This is a genomic window from Chitinophagales bacterium (genome assembly GCA_041392475.1).
In the GTDB taxonomy this organism is placed as follows: Bacteria; Bacteroidota; Bacteroidia; order Chitinophagales; family UBA2359; genus JAUHXA01.
On the sequence record JAWKLZ010000001.1, the window covers coordinates 1,863,714 to 1,881,622 of the forward strand.

General features: G+C 38.9%; 14 protein-coding genes. 6 read left to right on the forward strand and 8 right to left on the reverse strand.

What is annotated here, in order from left to right; genetic code table 11:
* Nucleotides 1-28: 28 nt before the first annotated feature.
* Together R3E32_06740 and R3E32_06745 are read right to left on the reverse strand one after the other, a co-directional pair.
* Nucleotides 29-1,246 carry a pyridoxal phosphate-dependent aminotransferase gene (locus R3E32_06740; GenBank protein MEZ4884422.1) on the reverse strand — a complete coding sequence of 406 codons (1,218 nt, stop codon included), beginning with the start codon at nt 1,244-1,246 and terminating at the stop codon, nt 29-31.
* 220 nt (nt 1,247-1,466) lie between these two features.
* Entirely contained in the window at nt 1,467-1,973 is a 507-nt protein-coding gene (locus R3E32_06745) for a DUF1573 domain-containing protein (protein MEZ4884423.1), read from the reverse strand.
* Nucleotides 1,974-2,286: 313 nt separating this feature from the next.
* Here R3E32_06745 and R3E32_06750 point away from each other — a divergent pair, with 313 nt between their 5' ends.
* Complete coding sequence (locus R3E32_06750) at nt 2,287-3,228, forward strand: phosphatase PAP2 family protein (protein MEZ4884424.1); 942 nt, start codon at nt 2,287-2,289, stop codon at nt 3,226-3,228.
* A gap of 22 nt (nt 3,229-3,250) precedes the next feature.
* Here R3E32_06750 and R3E32_06755 read toward each other — a convergent pair whose 3' ends face one another.
* The 5 genes from R3E32_06755 to aroA form a co-directional block, all read right to left on the reverse strand.
* Nucleotides 3,251-4,318: a hypothetical protein gene (locus R3E32_06755; GenBank protein ID MEZ4884425.1), complete on the reverse strand. Its 1,068-nt coding sequence runs from the start codon at nt 4,316-4,318 to the stop codon at nt 3,251-3,253.
* Between the two features lie 82 nt (nt 4,319-4,400).
* Complete coding sequence (locus R3E32_06760) at nt 4,401-6,887, reverse strand: SLBB domain-containing protein (protein MEZ4884426.1); 2,487 nt, start codon at nt 6,885-6,887, stop codon at nt 4,401-4,403.
* Between the two features lie 20 nt (nt 6,888-6,907).
* Entirely contained in the window at nt 6,908-8,398 is a 1,491-nt protein-coding gene (locus R3E32_06765; GenBank protein MEZ4884427.1) for a tetratricopeptide repeat protein, read from the reverse strand.
* Between the two features lie 315 nt (nt 8,399-8,713).
* On the reverse strand, nt 8,714-9,538 hold the full coding sequence (locus R3E32_06770; GenBank protein MEZ4884428.1) for a TIR domain-containing protein: 825 nt from the start codon (nt 9,536-9,538) through the stop codon (nt 8,714-8,716).
* Between the two features lie 262 nt (nt 9,539-9,800).
* Entirely contained in the window at nt 9,801-11,048 is a 1,248-nt protein-coding gene (gene aroA / locus R3E32_06775; GenBank protein MEZ4884429.1) for a 3-phosphoshikimate 1-carboxyvinyltransferase, read from the reverse strand.
* A gap of 299 nt (nt 11,049-11,347) precedes the next feature.
* Here aroA and R3E32_06780 point away from each other — a divergent pair, with 299 nt between their 5' ends.
* The 4 genes from R3E32_06780 (at nt 11,348) to R3E32_06795 (ending at nt 15,697) form a co-directional block, all read left to right on the forward strand.
* A complete protein-coding gene (locus R3E32_06780; protein MEZ4884430.1) occupies nt 11,348-12,457 on the forward strand; it encodes a DegT/DnrJ/EryC1/StrS family aminotransferase in 1,110 nt (369 codons plus the stop codon).
* A gap of 85 nt (nt 12,458-12,542) precedes the next feature.
* Nucleotides 12,543-13,913 (forward strand): UDP-glucose/GDP-mannose dehydrogenase family protein, encoded by a 1,371-nt coding sequence (locus R3E32_06785; protein ID MEZ4884431.1) that lies wholly within the window; start codon nt 12,543-12,545, stop codon nt 13,911-13,913.
* A gap of 41 nt (nt 13,914-13,954) precedes the next feature.
* On the forward strand, nt 13,955-14,917 hold the full coding sequence (locus tag R3E32_06790) for a UDP-glucuronic acid decarboxylase family protein (GenBank protein ID MEZ4884432.1): 963 nt from the start codon (nt 13,955-13,957) through the stop codon (nt 14,915-14,917).
* A gap of 144 nt (nt 14,918-15,061) precedes the next feature.
* On the forward strand, nt 15,062-15,697 hold the full coding sequence (locus R3E32_06795) for a response regulator transcription factor (protein MEZ4884433.1): 636 nt from the start codon (nt 15,062-15,064) through the stop codon (nt 15,695-15,697).
* A 5-nt stretch (nt 15,698-15,702) separates the two neighbouring features.
* On the opposite strand, the gene R3E32_06800 is transcribed toward R3E32_06795, so the two are convergent.
* Nucleotides 15,703-17,253, reverse strand: coding sequence for a long-chain fatty acid--CoA ligase (locus R3E32_06800; protein ID MEZ4884434.1), 1,551 nt, complete (start codon nt 17,251-17,253; stop codon nt 15,703-15,705).
* A gap of 188 nt (nt 17,254-17,441) precedes the next feature.
* Here R3E32_06800 and R3E32_06805 point away from each other — a divergent pair, with 188 nt between their 5' ends.
* A complete protein-coding gene (locus tag R3E32_06805) occupies nt 17,442-17,849 on the forward strand; it encodes a hypothetical protein (GenBank protein MEZ4884435.1) in 408 nt (135 codons plus the stop codon).
* Nucleotides 17,850-17,909: the final 60 nt, after the last annotated feature.

Below are 17,909 nucleotides of genomic sequence, written 5' to 3' on the forward strand. Positions count from 1 at the left end.
AAAATAAGCATTGAATGTGAGTGAGTCATTAAGCAGTAGCGACTTGTTCAACAGTTCGGTGTGGATAAACCGCCAAACCCGCTTCTAAACACTCCAAAGCACCTGCCAAATCTTCTTTGTTCAAAACATAGGCAAGGCGTACTTGGTTTTCGCCAGCAGAAGGTGTGGCATAGAAACCCGCACCCGGAGCCATCATCACTGTTTTACCCTCATGGTCAAACTCCTCCAACATCCATTGACAAAAATCTTCGGCATTTTCGACAGGTAATTGAGCAAAAGCATAAAAAGCCCCTTTCGGATTCGGACAAATCACTCCTTCGATTCGATTCAATCCTTCAATGAGCATATCCCTTCGAGCCTTGTATTCTGCAATCACCTCATTCATATAGCTTTTAGGCACTTCCAGGCAAGCTTCGGCAGCCACAATACTCAAAACAGGAGGACTTAGGCGTGCTTGTGCAAACTTTAAAACAGTCTGAATCAAGGTTTTGTTTCGAGATACCAAACAGCCCAATCTCGCACCACAAGCACTGTATCGCTTAGAGATAGAATCCATCACAACTGCATATTCATCCAATCCTTCTACATTGAGAATCGAATGATGCGCTTCTCCATCATAAACAAACTCTCTATACACCTCATCTACAAATAAAAACAAATCATATTCAACCACAATGTCTCGCAATGTTTCCAATTCTTCTTTGGAGTACAAATAGCCTGTTGGATTACTCGGATTGCAGATCAAGATAGCTCTGGTTTTAGGAGTAATCGCATCTCTAAATGCTTCAATAGGTGGCAATGCAAAACTATCTTCAATGAAAGAGGTAATAGGTTTGACCACAATATCACCCATTGCTGCAAAACCGTGATAATTCGCATAACAAGGTTCAGGAATAATGACTTCATCACCAGCATCTAAAGTTGCCAACATGCCAAACAGAATGGCTTCTGATCCACCATTAGTAACAATGATATCGGCAGGACTTACTTCAATGTTTACGCTTTCGTAATAAGCAGCAAGTTTTTGGCGATAAGATAAAGGCCCTTCTGAATGAGTATAAGCAATGACTTCATCCGAATAATTGCGAATAGCCTCTAACATAACTTGAGGTGTCTTAATATCGGGTTGTCCGATGTTCAAATGATATACTTGCTTGCCCCTGCTTTTTGCTTTGTCTGCAAAAGGCACCAATTTACGAATAGGTGAAGCAGGTATCAACTTCCCTTTGTGTGAAATATTTGGCATAAAGAGATTAATTTATTTTATTTGTGGTTGGTTATTTTTTATTCTCCACTTCAAAAAGAGGAGTTTACTAATTACAAAAACTCCATAGCAAGTTTTACTTATTACTATGGAGTTTTATTTTTTTATACTGCATACATATCCTTATAAATTTGTTAAATTATAAAATTATACAAATTCTTATCGGATATATTCTTATTTATCAAGTCAGTAAAGACCTATATTAATTCTGTTCTTCTACAATTGAAGGAACTGACATTGGCATAGTTTCTTCTTCTTCCGCTTTCAAAACTTTACCTTTGATGTAGATACGAACCTGTGTTGGATTCCCTTCTTCATCTTTGATGTTGGTATCCAATGTAACAGACTTGGTAAAAGTTCCAATTCTATTTTTGGTGTTGTAGTTCACTGTGATTTCACCTGACTGACCAGGCATTACAGGCACATTTAGTGCAGGCGTTGGGTTAGGAACTGTACATCCGCAAGATCCTTTGGCTTTAGTAATAATCAAAGGCTCCGTACCATTGTTGGTATATTTGAAAACATAGATACCTTTTGGTCCTTCAGGAAGGTCACCAAAGTCGTGTGTTTCTTGCTCAAAATCCATTGTTGGGCCTGAGATTTTTTCTAATTTACCATTTGGCGAAAGTTTGAGTTCTTGGGCCATTGTGTTGACAGTGATGAATGACACTGCAATGAAAGTGATGAGAATTACAATAATATTCTTCATAAGAAAAAAAATTTTGTGTTTTTTATGTTTAATGCAAATCTACTTAATAATTGTTAGACTATAAAAAGTTTTATTCTAGAAGCTACTTTAAAAAATGAACTTTACAATAAAATTTCACATAGCCTTTGACCTTCTTTGCTTCAAATTGTTTAATGTAAACAATAAAATTTTGTAAATTTCATTTTACATCTCAACTTTTCCTACATTAGCATTTCTATTCACATCTTTCTTAACAATTGCATACAAGCTTATGTTTCAAACAGATTTTAACCATTATATACAATCCTTCTCCAATAAATACCTTGATTTTTTTATGCAATTCGTAACAGCATTAGGATATCAAGAATTTCTTATGATACTAATTGCATTTTTAATTTTTGGTATTCACTTCAAAAAAGGCTTCATACTCATACAGATACTTTTGTGGACGGCCGTTTTTACTTTCTTCTTCAAACAATATTTTGCATTACCACGCCCATTTCACGTTGATTCGAGTTTGAAACTACTTGATTATGTTAATCATGGGCATGGGGACATTCCTTTTTTTAAACGGGGTGCAGTCACTTTCTTTGGATTGCCTCCTTTCGATGTCATCTCTTATTACCGTAACCTGGGAGAATTTTCGTATGGATTTCCGTCAGGACATACAAGCGTAGCTGTGAGTGTTTGGGGAGCATTGGCTATTTTGTTTCGCAGAAAATGGATCACTTATTTGAGCATTGCCCTAATCTTTTTGATTCCTTTTTCCAGAATTTACTTGGGCGTGCATTTTATAGCGGATGTTCTTGGAGGTTATCTATTGGGAGGAGCGATATTATGGGCTTTTTACCAACTGATATTGAAGCCTTCCAAACTTCAGCCATTTTTGAAGAAAAATTCCTATGTGATGGATTTCAAAATGGCAATATTCATTTTTAGTCCGCTCCTACTCATTCCATTTTTACATCAATCAGCTGCAGTTATTCCCGCTTTTATGTTTGGCTTCAATTTGGTATTTTATTGGTTGTCAAGGGAAAGCCTACCAATTAATACTGGCAATTGGCAATCCATTGTAGGAGGAACTTTATTGTTTCTGTTTATTTTTGGAGGTATGGCAGAGGCGATAAAATTTTTAGCAGCAAGTTCGAGTTTAGAAGTCAGCAAAATGCTAAATTTTCTGCGCTATTTTGTCAGTGTTTCGGTGGGAATCTGGCTGACTACAACACTATCTTACAAATTCAAGTGGCTGGAGAAGTCGGAAAACAATATGATGTAAGCAAAATATTTTGTTTTGACTATCAAATACTTACCTTGTTTTTTTCTTCTGCAAAAGCATCTTTAACAATCTTGTAAGCAATAATTAAAATGCTGGTCAATATTATGGACAAAAAAACTGATACGATTAATTTCATGAGCTTGTTGGGCAGATTTTTTTGAAGCGGATACGTTGGATAGTCCACTACTTGCAGCATAGGTTTGTTGCTGTTAAGGTCCAATCGTGCAATTTCTAAGCTCTTTAAATCGGTCAATAAAACTTCATAGGACATTTCAACTTTGCGCTCCAACCGTTCTTTTTCCATTGCTTTTTCAGCTGATAAAGTTCCCGCTGCCAAGGGTTTACGGTTGTCTTCATACCATTTTGTAAGAGAATACTCTGCCCCTCTTAAGACTGTCTGTATAGAGTCTGCCGTGCCTTTGATGAGTTCGTAGGTATTGCGTTGTTGTTCAACTGCTTTCTTCTGATAATAATCACTGAGGGTCTCAATCAACTCCACCAAAAATTCTATACAAAATGCTTCCGAGGTAGCCTCACAACTAATCGTGGTTATGCCGTTTTTCCCTGGATTAGCATTAAGGTATCCAAAAATAATCTGATTATAAATACTTTGGGCCACCGAGTTTTCTATAAAAGTGAAGTCTTCAATGTGTTTTGGCGTAAATTTAAAATCGTTTAACCCTTCTTTGCCTTTCCAATCCTTTCTCAATTCAAACAACTCTATGTAATGATTGAAGAGCAATTGCTTTGTACCTTCGATTTCAACTTCTTTCATCAACGCATTGTAAATCATACGTTTTGACTTCAATAATTCTACCAATCGCTCAGATGCCACAGGTTGATTGTTGCCCAAACCAAACTGCCCTGCAAATTGAAGCAGTCTGCTTACTCCTCCTCCTGAATCATTGTTGGTCATAAAACTGAGCTGCCCAGTATATGTAATGGGCTGTCGCCCAATTCTGTAAAGCGATACGCCGACAAATAATAATCCTATTATCACAAACCAATACCACTTCCGAATCAATTCCCAAAAATATTCTTTGAGAATAAGTATCATCGTTCGGATTTGACTATTGGCTGATTCGCTCATTTTTTATTGTTTTATTCTGTTGAGGTGTTAAAGTTTTGATATGTTGAAGTTTTATAAAACCAAAAATATTGACTATCCTAAATTATTTAACCTGCAAAAACAGCAGCAATACTGTTGCGACCGTTGCTAGTTTTGCAGCAAAACTATCGAAGGCTTCGTTCCAACTAAGTCCTTCTTTTCGTTCTTCTCTAATTTTTTCACGCCGTTTTCTGTCCGTCACATCCACATACACAATGCCACCATTTTCTACCTTTGGATACAGTTTTACCAAACCCAAATTCAATGTCTTTTTGGTTTGTCCATTGGGTTCTCTGACGAATGTTCGTGATTTTTTGGCATACCTTCCAAAACCAGCACCATATCTTCGGAGGTAATAGTCTGCACGTTTCGGACCGTCATAAGGTACGCTTAATCTTGGAATGGTATCGACATCCGAAAACCCTGCTGCCCCCATCATAGTGACAATGTTTTTCGTTTCGGGAATAAAAATGGAATCCCCTTCAGCCAAGATATAGTTAAACTGCGATTTGTTCGGTTTCTTAAATGCTTTTTCGAGATCCAATAAGACTACACCTGTACTATCATATACCCGATACATTCGTGCTCCTTCTTGAAAAGCAAAATTGGTGAATCCGCCCGCCCGTTCCACTATATTGACTATGCGTTCTTCTTTGCTCAAAAGCGCATATTCTCCCGGGTACATCACCTCGCCATAAAGTTTGACAGTAGCTTGTGGCTCAAAATCAGGCTGAAATCGCACAAAAACTTGGTCATAGGGCTTCAATTCAAAATCTTCAGTTTCATCGAAAGTCAAATCAGCCCCAATATCTATGCGTTTGACCACTACTCTTTGTGAACCTTTTTTTCCAGTATTTTCATCCGAAAAACTAATCAATCGAGACACTTCAATGCGTTCGTTTGCAGCTTCTTTTCGCAATCCTCCCGAAAGGTAAAGGATATCGTTCAGAGTCAGCCCTTCGGCATACGAATAATCTCCTGTTTTTCGGACAGCTCCTAAAACTGTTACTTTGAAGTCTTGTCGGAAATCTTGACGGGAAATGACCTGTATGGTATCCAAATTTTGCAGTAGAATGTTGTCAGCCGCTTGTTCGGTTAGCAAAACATCTTCTACATCAAAGGGTATGATTTGTTTGGTGAGGTCTTTTTTCAAGCGCATGACGTAGGCTCTCGACCTGTCTGCATCGTCCAGTATTCCTTCGGCTCGCATCAAAACATCGCTGATTCTTTCGTTTTTTCGCAGTTCGTAGCGTCCAGGAACCCGCACTGCACCGACTACTTCTACATAGTTTCGCAGTTCTTTGGGAATACCATAGACAAAAATACTGTCGCCGTTCACCAAAGGAATATCCTTGTTGATAGCCACCAAACTATCCAAATTGACATCCAACAATATCTCTTGATTTTTGTAGTAACGTTTGATGCTGATGGTTTTGGTAAAAGCACCTGCATCAAGTCCTCCTGCAAATTCAATCGCATCTCGAAGCCCCTCTCCTTTTTTCATTTCGTAGTTGTGCGGTCTGCGAATCTTCCCCGAAATGTTCACCAGATTTCGCAATGAGGGGACAATCACATAGTCGTTTTCCTGCAAGAAAAAGTTTTGACGGCTATCTGGTTTGTTCAAAAAATTGTAAACATCAAGCGATTGGATGCGCTGCCCATTACGCTCGATGTAAATTTCTCGCATCGATCCAATGGCATTGGGGCCATCTATCATCACCAAAGCATCAATAGCAGAAGTTTGGGCTGGAAATCGATACGCTCCTGGATTGAAAAGATTGCCCACAAAATTGACGGAAATAACTCTGGAATAAGAAACAGCTACTTCAATTTTTTCTCTATCAAAATCATAGGTTTGAGCAAATCGGTCTTTGATAATCTCTACTGCTTTCTGATAAGTAATACCCTTCAAATTGATACGCCCCACCAATTTCGGTTCTATTGCCCCCAAATCGTCAATCACATAGACCTTATTGAAGTCTTTCATACCCCACATGATGATAGTTATTTCATCGCCTTTGTCGAGTTGATAGTTGGGAGGAGGGCGCATTTCACGCAGTTCACCAAATGGAGCTAATACGGTTCGGCGAAAAAATTCGTGACCATAAATAGTTGGTTCAGGGAGTTTCAAGGCTTTTTCGAGTATTTGCCGCTTTCTGATTTCAATCAACTGTATGACTTCATCGTAGCTAAAACTATCGACTGCTTCTCCCAAGTCTTCTTCTTTCAACTTCCTCTCTGCCTCATATTTGGCCACACTTACGCTATCGCCTTGTGTATTCAGTTTGATCAACTCTTTAATCATATCCTCCTCTACTCCCAGTTTTCGGAGTTCTTCGGGAGTCGTTAAGAGTTTGTTTTTCATCTCTGTAGTATCCTTATCTCCAAACCCGCCGTCTTCTGCTGACTTCAAAAGTTCCTCAATGTCATAGCGGTTGTACTGCTTTTTATTATTTCGCCTCGGATTATAGATGTCTCCAAACTGTGCAAAAACACCATTGCAGAGAAATATAAGAATTAAACCCCATATAATTTTATTGTATGCTCTCATTTAATTTTTCCGTATAACTCCTATTTGCTTCCTCCTTGTACTTCCTTACTTAGGTCAAATTTAATAGACCCATCTTTTGTAGGTTCAGGTGCAATAATGGTTTCTGTTTTGGCCTCTCGAATCAACTTTTCTTTTGCTTCGGTATTATCTTTCATTTGTTTTACTTTCTCCAAATATTCTCTTCCGCTTAATGCCATTTTGTTAGTTGGATCTAATATCAATGCCTTCACAAAATCAGGTCCTGCATCTTCTAATTTCCCATGAAAACTATACGCTGCACCACGGTAAGTCAGAGCAGTCACATTTTCTGGTTCTTCTTTTAAGACGTGTGTAAAGTCTGCAATGGCAGCCTCGTAGTTGTCTATTTCTACGTAGGTGATTCCTCTATTGAGATATGCCCTTTTGGTTGTAGGCTCTTTGCTAATTCCAGCAGTATAATCTATGATAGCTTTATCGTATTCTCCTAAAGTATAGTGAGCATTGGCTCTGTCAAAATTTGCCTTTGAATTTTTAGGGTTTAATTCCAAAACTCTGGTATAGTCTTCAATGGCTCGTTCTCTATCCCCACTATTGTGGTAGGCAATACCACGGGTAGCAAATACACTTTCTTCGTCCGACCCCAAAGCGATGGCTTGTGAGAAGTCTTGTGCCGCTTCCTTAAATTTTTTGTTTTCAAACAATAAACTTCCTCTGTGTTCGTAGGCGGCTTTGTATCTATTATTGATTTTTAAAGCAGCCGTATAATCGTCCAATGCTTCTTGGTACTTTCTGCTGATATAAAACCTCCAACCTCTCATTGCCAATGCTACATATTCTGGCACACAATCTACGACTACTTGCATAATGGAATCTACTTGTGGTTCTTTCTGCAGTGCGTAGAAGCAATGTCCAATCATTGGAGTAACTGCTACATCACATTTATCGGTAGAAATGTGTTGAAAATGCAACAATGCTTCTGCCCATCTATTCGCTTTACAAGCTGCTACGCCTATCATCCAGTTTCCGATATACCCTACATCGTCTTTTAAATAAAAGCCATTGCGAAGGTCGGCCAATTGTGGTAAACCTGTATGTCCTGAAATAACATCGTTGATCCAAGTATATAGTATTTCAGGTTTTTGCTTTTTGGCATTGTAAAAACCCCAGATGACTACATCTGCATTTTGTTCTTTACCCAGTTTCTTAGCGATTTGAGGTTGATAGGGACAGGGCTGACCTTCAAGCATTTGAACATTCACTTTCATGGCCTGTGCCCATTGTGAGGTTTCAATGAATTCCATCAACTGAGATTCCATTTCCGTATTTGCTGCTTTGCAGTCTTTGTCGGGATGAAAAGGCAGTAGCAATACATTGAAGGTATCCGAATCTGGTTCAAATGCAGTGGTGGGTGCAGATTTGACTTCTTGCTTTTGGGAGTTTGCTTTGCCATCATTGCAGGCATAAGCCAATCCTATTAACATTATAAACATCGCCAAAAATGACATTTGACGGATATAGAAAATATTATTCATAAAATTCACTGCTTTATTTGTGTAAGAAACGCAAAGTGCTTGAAGTTATTTTAATCAAATGGAGTGCAAAATTAGGAGAATATGCCGATTTCACTAAACAATTAGCAGGCACTTTTTTTTGAAGCGTCCAAAATTTCGGATTTTAACTCATTTACCCTCCACTAAAACTGCTTATATTATCGAATCTGCACTACCTTATGAAAGAGAAGTTGACGGTAGGTAGGTATATAAAATACAAAATTCAAGCGTCTTGATATAAGAGCTTGAATTTTGTATTTATTCAATATAACAAACTTCAACGTTTATTGGTTACTATTAATCATCCGAATTGTTGTTTTCGGTATCTCTATATGTATTGTCTTGAGGCTTGTCTGAAGAGCTATTTCGATCACTTCGTTTATAATATTTTTTCTTTTCATAAGGTCTGTCAGACGGACGATCTTGGTCTCTATTGTTATAACTCCTATCATTGTTGTAAGGTCTGTTGTAAGATGGTCGATCTCGGTCATATCCTCTATTGTTGTCGTAAGGTTTGTCATAGCTCCTATTTCGATCACTATTGTAGTCACGATTACGATTGTCGCTATTATCTCTATTGTCACGATTATAGCGAGGAGTATAGCCATCATTTCGAGATCGGTAGTTGTCATTTCGAGGACGGTAGCCGCCACCATTGCTATCAGAACGGCTGTGACGTGGCTTGTATTTGGGCACATAAGGTATAATGGGTTCATCTTCTCCGTACAATGTAACCCAATCACGCATCAATTTTTCAATTGCATTAGGGTTGTATGCCAACTGTTGAAATTCTTCAAATTCTGGGGGGAGGCCATCACTAGTGTAAGGGATTCTCATATAGAATCGTTTTTTGTTTTTCTGGACTGCCATTTCGTCCATTTTCCTCCAAGGGTGTGATTCATTCTCATCACCTACAATGACAACTATGAACTTAGCTTCATGGATTTTTTGTTCCAACCGCCCTTTAATAAGCTTCCCAGTACGGGTACGCATCCCTTTATCGAAAGAAGAAGTCATGAAAATATCGAATTCACCGAAATCTTGGTTAATTGCCCATTTTCTAATTTTTCTGAAATACTTCTCGTCTTCTTTTCTATAACTTACGAATACTTTCGTTCTCACAGTTTTTATTTTGGTTTACTTTCTTAAATCGGGTTATCATGATCGAATAAGAGAGATATAGCCATTTAACAGAAAAGGCAACATTAAAACCTATCAGTAAATTGCATTTAATCTATTAATTACTAAATATCTCACCTATTTTTTGTCTTTGTAAATTGGTATTCTAACGCCCAAACATACTAATTCTTCCTAAAAAAATTAAATATTGGTAGAACATTATGTCGCATATTAGCAAATATTTAGCTGAATAGCAAATAAATTATCAAAAAAGAAAACCTAATTCCCTCAAATCCTCCCAAAAAGTAGGGTAAGATTTAGTGACCACCATTGGATTTTCTACTGCAAAAGCTGGTCTTACCATTGCCAAAGGAGCAAAAGCCATAGCCATTCTATGATCGTGATAGGTTTTCACTTCAATTAAATCCTCCACACTTGATGTATTATTTGCAAGGTTATTTGGAAAGGAAATACACCACAAATCTTCCCCTTTTTCTTTGAAAGAAACGCCAAATTTTGCCAATTCTTCCTGTAAGGCTGCGGTTCTATCTGTTTCTTTGATACTCAAAGTCACCAAACCATTAAAATCTCCTTCCACCTTCAATCCTGCACAAACGACCGCCAGTGTTTGGGCAATGTCTGGACATTCCACAAAATTGTAAGCAAAGGTTTTTGCAGCCGTTCCATTTTTGGATAAATGTACTACCTTATCCCCATAAACTGTTTGGACTCCAAAGGTTTGCATGATTTCAGGCAAAACACTATCTCCCTGCAAACTGTCCTTCAACAAACCCGTCAAAGACAAGTCCACTTCTTCCCCAAAAGCCGCCAAAGCATAATGATATGATGCTGCGCTCCAATCAGATTCTACATAAAAAGGCTTGGCTTGATAGGTTTGTGAACCGACAAAAATAGTTTGCTCATCCATCCATTCACTTTTTATTTCAAAGTAATTCATTATATTGAGTGTCATCATCAAATAGGGCTTTGATACCAAATCTCCAATCAATTGCAGCCTCAATCCTCTTTGAAGTACTGGCGCAATCATCAACAAAGCAGACAAATATTGACTACTGACTCCCGCTTGTATTTCTACCGTTCCTCCTTCCATTTTTTTCCCTTTCACCTTCAATGGCGGATAACCTTCCGTTTCCATGTACTCAATGTCTGCTCCCAAAGTGCGTAAGGCATTGACCAAAACTCCAATTGGTCGTTGTTTCATACGGTCAGAACCTGTCAATACCCACTCTCCTAATTTGTTAGACAAATAAGCTGTAAGGAATCGCATGGTTGTGCCAGCAGCTCCAACATCAATAATTGCAGAAGATCCTTGAGCCTGCACCAATGCCTTTATCATTGCTTCGGTATCATCAGAGCTAGATAGGTTTTCTACCTCAAAGTTTTCGCCACACAAAGCCCTGATTATCAAAATTCGATTACTAATACTCTTAGAGCCATCGAGTTGTATCGTTCCTTTTACGTTCTTATTCTTTTTGCTGACTACAAAACACATATATACATTAATTTATTTAAACATGGTTTCAAATTTCCAATCCATCACATTCTATATCAGAAGTTAAAATTACGAAAAACCGAATAGATTGGTTTGATAGTACATTTTGATTTGCCAAAATACAGATTTATCATTGAAGTGCTTCAAAAAATGATTTTAGGAGACATTTCGTTTCGATTTGTTCATAAACAAAATGCTTAACCGTCAAAATATTGGTTATCTTTGCAGTGTTTTTTGTACCAAAACTCAATAATTATTAAATCAATAGATAGCAAATGGTTGATACCCAAAAAATAAATATGGTTGATCTCTATGGTCAATACTTAGACATCAAAGAAGAAGTGCAAGCAGGTTTTGAGGAAGTTTTCCAAAGTTGCTGGTTCATCAATGGCCCTGCGGTAAAGGCATTTAGCAGTGAGTTGGCAGATTATCTGGGGCTGAGTCATCTGACTGCTTGTGGCAACGGAACGGATGCACTCCAAATTGCGCTGATGGCATTGGATTTGAATCCAGGTGACGAAGTAATTACAACGGCCTTCACTTTTGTGGCAACGGCTGAGGTAATTGCTGTTTTGGGGCTGAAACCTGTTTTTGTAGAAATTGATGCCCGCACTTTTAACATAGATGTGAATAAAATTGAAGCGGCTATTACTCCAAAAACCAAGTGTATCATTCCTGTTCACCTCTACGGTCAGAGTGCAGATATGGAACCAATCATGGCGATTGCAAAACGCTATAATTTAGCAGTGGTAGAAGACAATGCACAGGCAATTGGTGCTGATTATACATTCAGCAATGGACAAGTTCGCAAAACGGGTGCGATGGGTCATATTGGCTGTACGTCTTTTTATCCTTCAAAGAACTTAGGAGCTTATGGAGATGCAGGAGCAGTTTTTAGCAATAATCCTGTGCTGGGCGAAAAAATCCACGTAGTAGCCAATCATGGACAACGTGAAAAATATGCTTCTGACGAAATTGGGGTGAATTCTCGATTGGATAGTTTTCAGGCAGTTGTTTTGCGGGCAAAATTGAAGAAGTTGGATTCTTACATTGCAGCCCGCCAAGAGGCAGCACATTTTTATGACCAAGCTTTTAAAAATCACTCACGCATACAAACACCTTATCGTGCCACAAATTCTTCTCATGTTTTCCATCAATACACATTAATCATTGATGGCGATAGAGATAAACTTAGAGATTCACTACAGGAACGAGGAATTCCTTCGATGATCTACTACCCGATTCCACTTCACCTTCAAAAAGCCTATCAACAATATGGTTACAAAGTGGGAGATTTACCGATTACTGAACGACTTTGCCAACAGGTCATTTCGCTACCTATGCATACTGAATTGGATGAAGAACAACTGAGCTACATAAGCGAGACTTTTCTACAATGTTTAGTCTAAATTTAGTGCCATTCGTTTCATTTATCGAATTTTGGCACACAATATGTTTATAACTATCTTTTTTTAAATACCAAACAAATAAACAATGAATATTGCAGTTGTAGGCACAGGATATGTCGGTTTAGTAAGTGGTACTTGCTTTGCAGAAACGGGCAACCATGTTACCTGTGTAGATATAGACCAAGCCAAAGTAAAAAAACTTCAATCTGGTAAAGTGACCATTTATGAGCCTGGATTAGAGCCTATTTTCGAGCGTAATGTAAAACAAGGACGCTTGCATTTTACGACCAATTTAGAAGAAGCCATCCAATCTGCTCAGATCATATTTTTAGCGTTGCCAACCCCTCCTGGTGAGGATGGTTCTGCTGATTTATCCTATATTTTAGGTGTTGCAGAAGATTTGGGTCACATTATTACCGACTATAAGGTAATCGTTGATAAAAGCACTGTTCCTGTTGGGACTGCAGAAAGGGTTCGCAAGGCGATTGAAGCGAATGCTAAGGTGGAATTTGATGTTGTGTCCAATCCTGAGTTTTTGAGAGAAGGTAAGGCAATTGATGATTTTATGCGTCCTGATCGTGTGGTCATAGGTACTAGCTCACCACGTGCTCAAAAATTGATGCAAGCATTGTACGAACCTTTTGTAAGACAAGGCAATCCCATCTATTTTATGGATGAAGCTTCAGCCGAAATGACCAAATATGCTGCAAATTCCTATTTGGCTACTCGCATCACTTTTATGAATGAAATTGCCAACTTATGCGAAAAAGTGGGCGCAAATGTGGATATGGTGCGTATCGGTATGGGTAGTGACAACCGAATTGGAAAGCGATTTTTGTTTCCAGGCATTGGTTTTGGGGGTAGTTGTTTCCCTAAAGATGTATCTGCGCTAGCCCGTACTGCCGATCAAAACGACTATGATTTTAGAATTCTCAATTCGGTTTTGGCAGTTAATGACGACCAAAAATTGAGTCTGATGCCCAAAATCAAGAATTATTTTTCCAATAATTTGAAAGGCAAACATTTTGCCATGTGGGGATTGGCCTTCAAACCAGATACAGATGATATCAGAGAAGCCCCCGCACTCTACATGATTGAAGCCTTGACAAATGCTGGCGCAACGGTAACTGCTTTTGACCCTGAAGCAATGGAAAATGTGGCAAAATACGTTGATTCAAATCCTGCAATTGACACAAATAGTGTTCAATTTGCGGATGAGCAATATGCAGCTCTTAAAAATGCAGATGCCTTAATCATCTGTACCGAATGGCAGGTTTTCAGAACGCCTGACTTCAATAAGATGAACAGCACTCTAAAAGATAAAGTCGTTTTTGATGGAAGAAACTTATATGGTCTGGAAGTTATGGATCAAAATGGCTATTTTTATTGCAGCATAGGCCGAGAATTGGTTGAAGCGAATGGTGCAACTTTAGGTTCGCAAGCACCTAGTAAATAGTTGAGAGCATTAAAAATTATTAAATCATCAAAAAAAACGAAATGCAAAAACGAGTATTAATTACAGGAGCAGCAGGTTTTTTAGGCTCTCATCTGTGCGATAAATTCATTGCAGAAGGATATGAAGTCATTGGAATGGACAACCTTTTGACGGGTAATCTTGATAATATCAAGCATTTATTTCCATTGAAGCAGTTCCATTTTCACCACCATGATATCACCAAGTTTGTTCATATTTCGGGCAAATTGGACTATATCATGCACTTTGCTTCTCCTGCAAGCCCCGTCGACTACCTCAAAATGCCTATCCAAACCATGAAAGTGGGTTCATTGGGTACACACAATTTGTTGGGATTAGCGAAGGATAAAAAGGCAAGAATATTGGTAGCTTCAACGTCGGAAGTTTATGGCGACCCAGAAGTACATCCTCAAGTTGAAGAATATTGGGGAAATGTGAATCCGATTGGGCCAAGAGGTGTTTACGACGAAGCCAAACGTTTTTTGGAAGCAATGACCATGGCATACCACACTTTTCACGGTGTCGAAACCCGCATTGTACGCATCTTCAATACCTATGGCCCTCGCATGAGGCTGCACGACGGAAGGGCATTGCCTAATTTCTTCTACCAAGCCATCACAGGCAAAGACATCACCGTGTATGGAGATGGTTCTCAAACACGCTCTTTCTGCTATGTAAGCGATTTGGTAGATGGCATTTATCGTTTGTTGTTGAGTGATTATCACCTGCCTGTTAATATCGGTAATCCCGAAGAAATCACCATCAAAGAATCGGCCGAGGAAGTCATTTCTTTGACCAACACAGACAGCAAGGTAATTTATACACCCTTGCCAAAAGACGATCCGCAGCAACGTAAACCAGACATTACCAAAGCCAAGGCAATTCTCAATTGGGAACCTAAGGTGGGAAGAAAAGAAGGTTTTGCTAAAACTTATGAGTACTTCAAACAAGTGATTTTGGAGAAAGAACCAGAATCAGTAAGTTAAGTAGTTAAAAAACATTAAAAATAATGTATTTTTTGCAGAAAACCCTTGTTTCACATTCATTGAAGCAAGGGTTTTTACATTTCACAAGGTTATTTTTTGTATCTTTAGAAACCTATTTTTACTCTCAATTTTCATCTATTCCCTATGTATCATCAGCCTATAACAGTAGCCCTTGTAGAAGACAACCGAGACATCCGCCAAGGATTGCGGCTCATCATTGACGCAACCAAAGATTTCTTGTGTTTGGGAGCCTATCCCGATGCAGAATCCGCACTACCTGCTATCATCGAACGAAAACCAAATGTTGTATTGATGGACATTGTATTGCCAGGAATGTCGGGCATAGAATGTGTAAAAGCCATCAAAGAAAAAGCACCTGATATTGACATCATTATGCTAACCGTTCGCTCAGACGATGATTCAGTTTTTCAATCCTTGCAGGCAGGAGCTTGTGGCTATCTGACTAAAAACACTCCTCCAAGCCGCTTGTTAGAAGCCATCAAAGAGGTACAAAATGGAGGTGCGCCTATGAGTTCAAATGTCGCCCGCATGGTTGTTGGGTCATTCAATGCTTTCCGCAATCCTTCACACAACCTTACAACCCGAGAACAGGAAGTACTCGACCAACTCTGCAAAGGCAAAAGTTATAAAATGATTGCGGACATCCTTTCTGTGAGTCAAGATACGGTAAGATACCACATCAAAAACATCTACAAAAAATTGCAGGTAAACTCCAAGTCCGAGGCAGTAATCAAAGCACTGAAAAACAACATCGTGTAGCCCAACTATTTTCGCAATTCTCGCTTCAAAATCTTACCTGTTGCACTCATCGGCAAAGTGTCCAAAAATTCCACTATTCGAGGATATTTATACGCTGCAATATTTGCTTTAGCAAACTCTTGTAGTTCCTCAGCCGTCACCGAAGCACCTTCATTCAAGACCACACAAGCCTTGATTTCCTCGCCATATTTATCGTGTGGTACACCAATCACCGCTACCAACGAAACCGCTTCGTGTTTGATAATCACTTCCTCTACCTCACGAGGATATACATTCAAACCTCCTCGAATAATCATATCTTTGGTTCGATCCACGATGTAGAAATAGCCATCTTCATCCATCACGCCCACATCACCCGAATGTAGCCAACCTCCTTTCAACGTTTCAGCATTCGCTTCAGGCTTTTTGTAATATCCTTTCATGACATTGTGTCCACGATACAAAATCTGTCCACGTTCGCCCACAGGCAAAGGTTGGTCATTTTCGTCCGCAATAATCACCTCTACACCCCAAACAGGCGTACCAATCGAACCAGGTTTACGCACCATCCCAGGCTGATTGAAGGTAACAACTGGTGAACCTTCCGACATCCCAAAACCTTCATAAATAGGCACTTCGAATTTCGCTTCAAAATCCCGCAACACCTGCACTGGTAAGGACGCACCTCCAGAAGCACACAAACGCAAACGTTCTTTGAGTCGCTTCATATCAATTTCACCCTCCGTATCCTCATAATTTAACAATGCCCAATACATCGTTGGTACACCTGCAAACACCGAAACATTTTCTTTTTGCATGATTCGCAACACATCTCCTGCATCAAACCTCGCCAACAAAACATTGGTAATCCCCTGCAAAAGGCTCGCATTCATCACACACACTTGCCCAAAAACATGGAACATCGGCAAAACGGTAATCGTCACATCATCGGGTTTGTATTCAAAAAGTAAGCGGCACAAATTGGTATTCAGCACCACATTGGAGTGCGTCAATTCTGCGCCTTTGGGTCGTCCAGTCGTTCCAGAAGTATAGATAATTACCGCCGTATCTTCTGCCGAAGTTGCTGCGGTTTCAAAAGTAGTCGATTGACCATACATCACCTGTCCCAAAGTTTTCGTTGCTTCAAAAGGCGAAGCAGCGGCAGGGTTGGCAGTAATGGTAAAAAAATGTTGGCAAGTTGCCACTTCTTCGAAACCTGCAAAACCTTCTGTTCCCATCGGTAAAGCAGCATTTCCTTCAAAACAAAAATAGGCCTTGGCATCAGAATCCTGCAAATGATAGGCCACCTCATCTCGCTTCAATAACACACTCAAAGGCACAACCGTTGCACCAGTTTTGAGAATGCCAAAATAAACCATCGGAAAATACGGTAAATTTAAACAACTCAAAGCCACTTTATCACCACGTTCTATACCAATGTTTTTCAACCCATTGGCTACTTGATTAGCCGCTACATTGAGCTGTCCAAAAGTAAGACGGGTATCGCCAAAAATAATCGCCTCCTTATTGGCATACCTTCTTGCACTGTCGTCTAAGATTACAGAAAGATTTAGCATTTTTAATTGTTTGTTTTTGTTCTATTAAGAAGATCAATAGTGTTAGTATAATTAGACTTTGGACGGAAATTGTTTGAAAAAAAATAGGCAAAACTATTGCTATAGTATATTATGTGAAAAACATAGCTATTACAAAAGAGTTTTGCCATGATATTTTAAATTCAGACATAAAGCACGCCAAGGCTTTAGTGAATGTACTTATGGCATTGGGCAGTGAAGTAAATGCCCCTAATCCCACATCCCTAAGTTTGAGTCCATTTTTTCAATATCATTACTCGATACTTGGAAAAGTAATGAAAGATTTTGGCGAAGAACTTAACGGTGCAGACAAGTTAGCGTTAAAATCAGATTTGCGGCAATTATTTTTCAAAAAAATGCCCTATCAATCGGAGTACAAACTCTCTACTGATTTTACAACAATACGCAAACCCGAATCACGGACATTGGCAGAACGAGGATTTGTCAATATCCCAAATGTACGCATTTATGGTAATAAACCTATGACATTGGATATTATATTTCATGTCTTAATCTACATCTTTATGATGAAAAACATCCTGCTGCTTGGAGCGTTCCTTTGGATAATCTACGAGTAGATTTACAATCCGATAAAATAAGTGTTGTCGTTCAGCAACTGTGTAATGTCTTAGAAGATG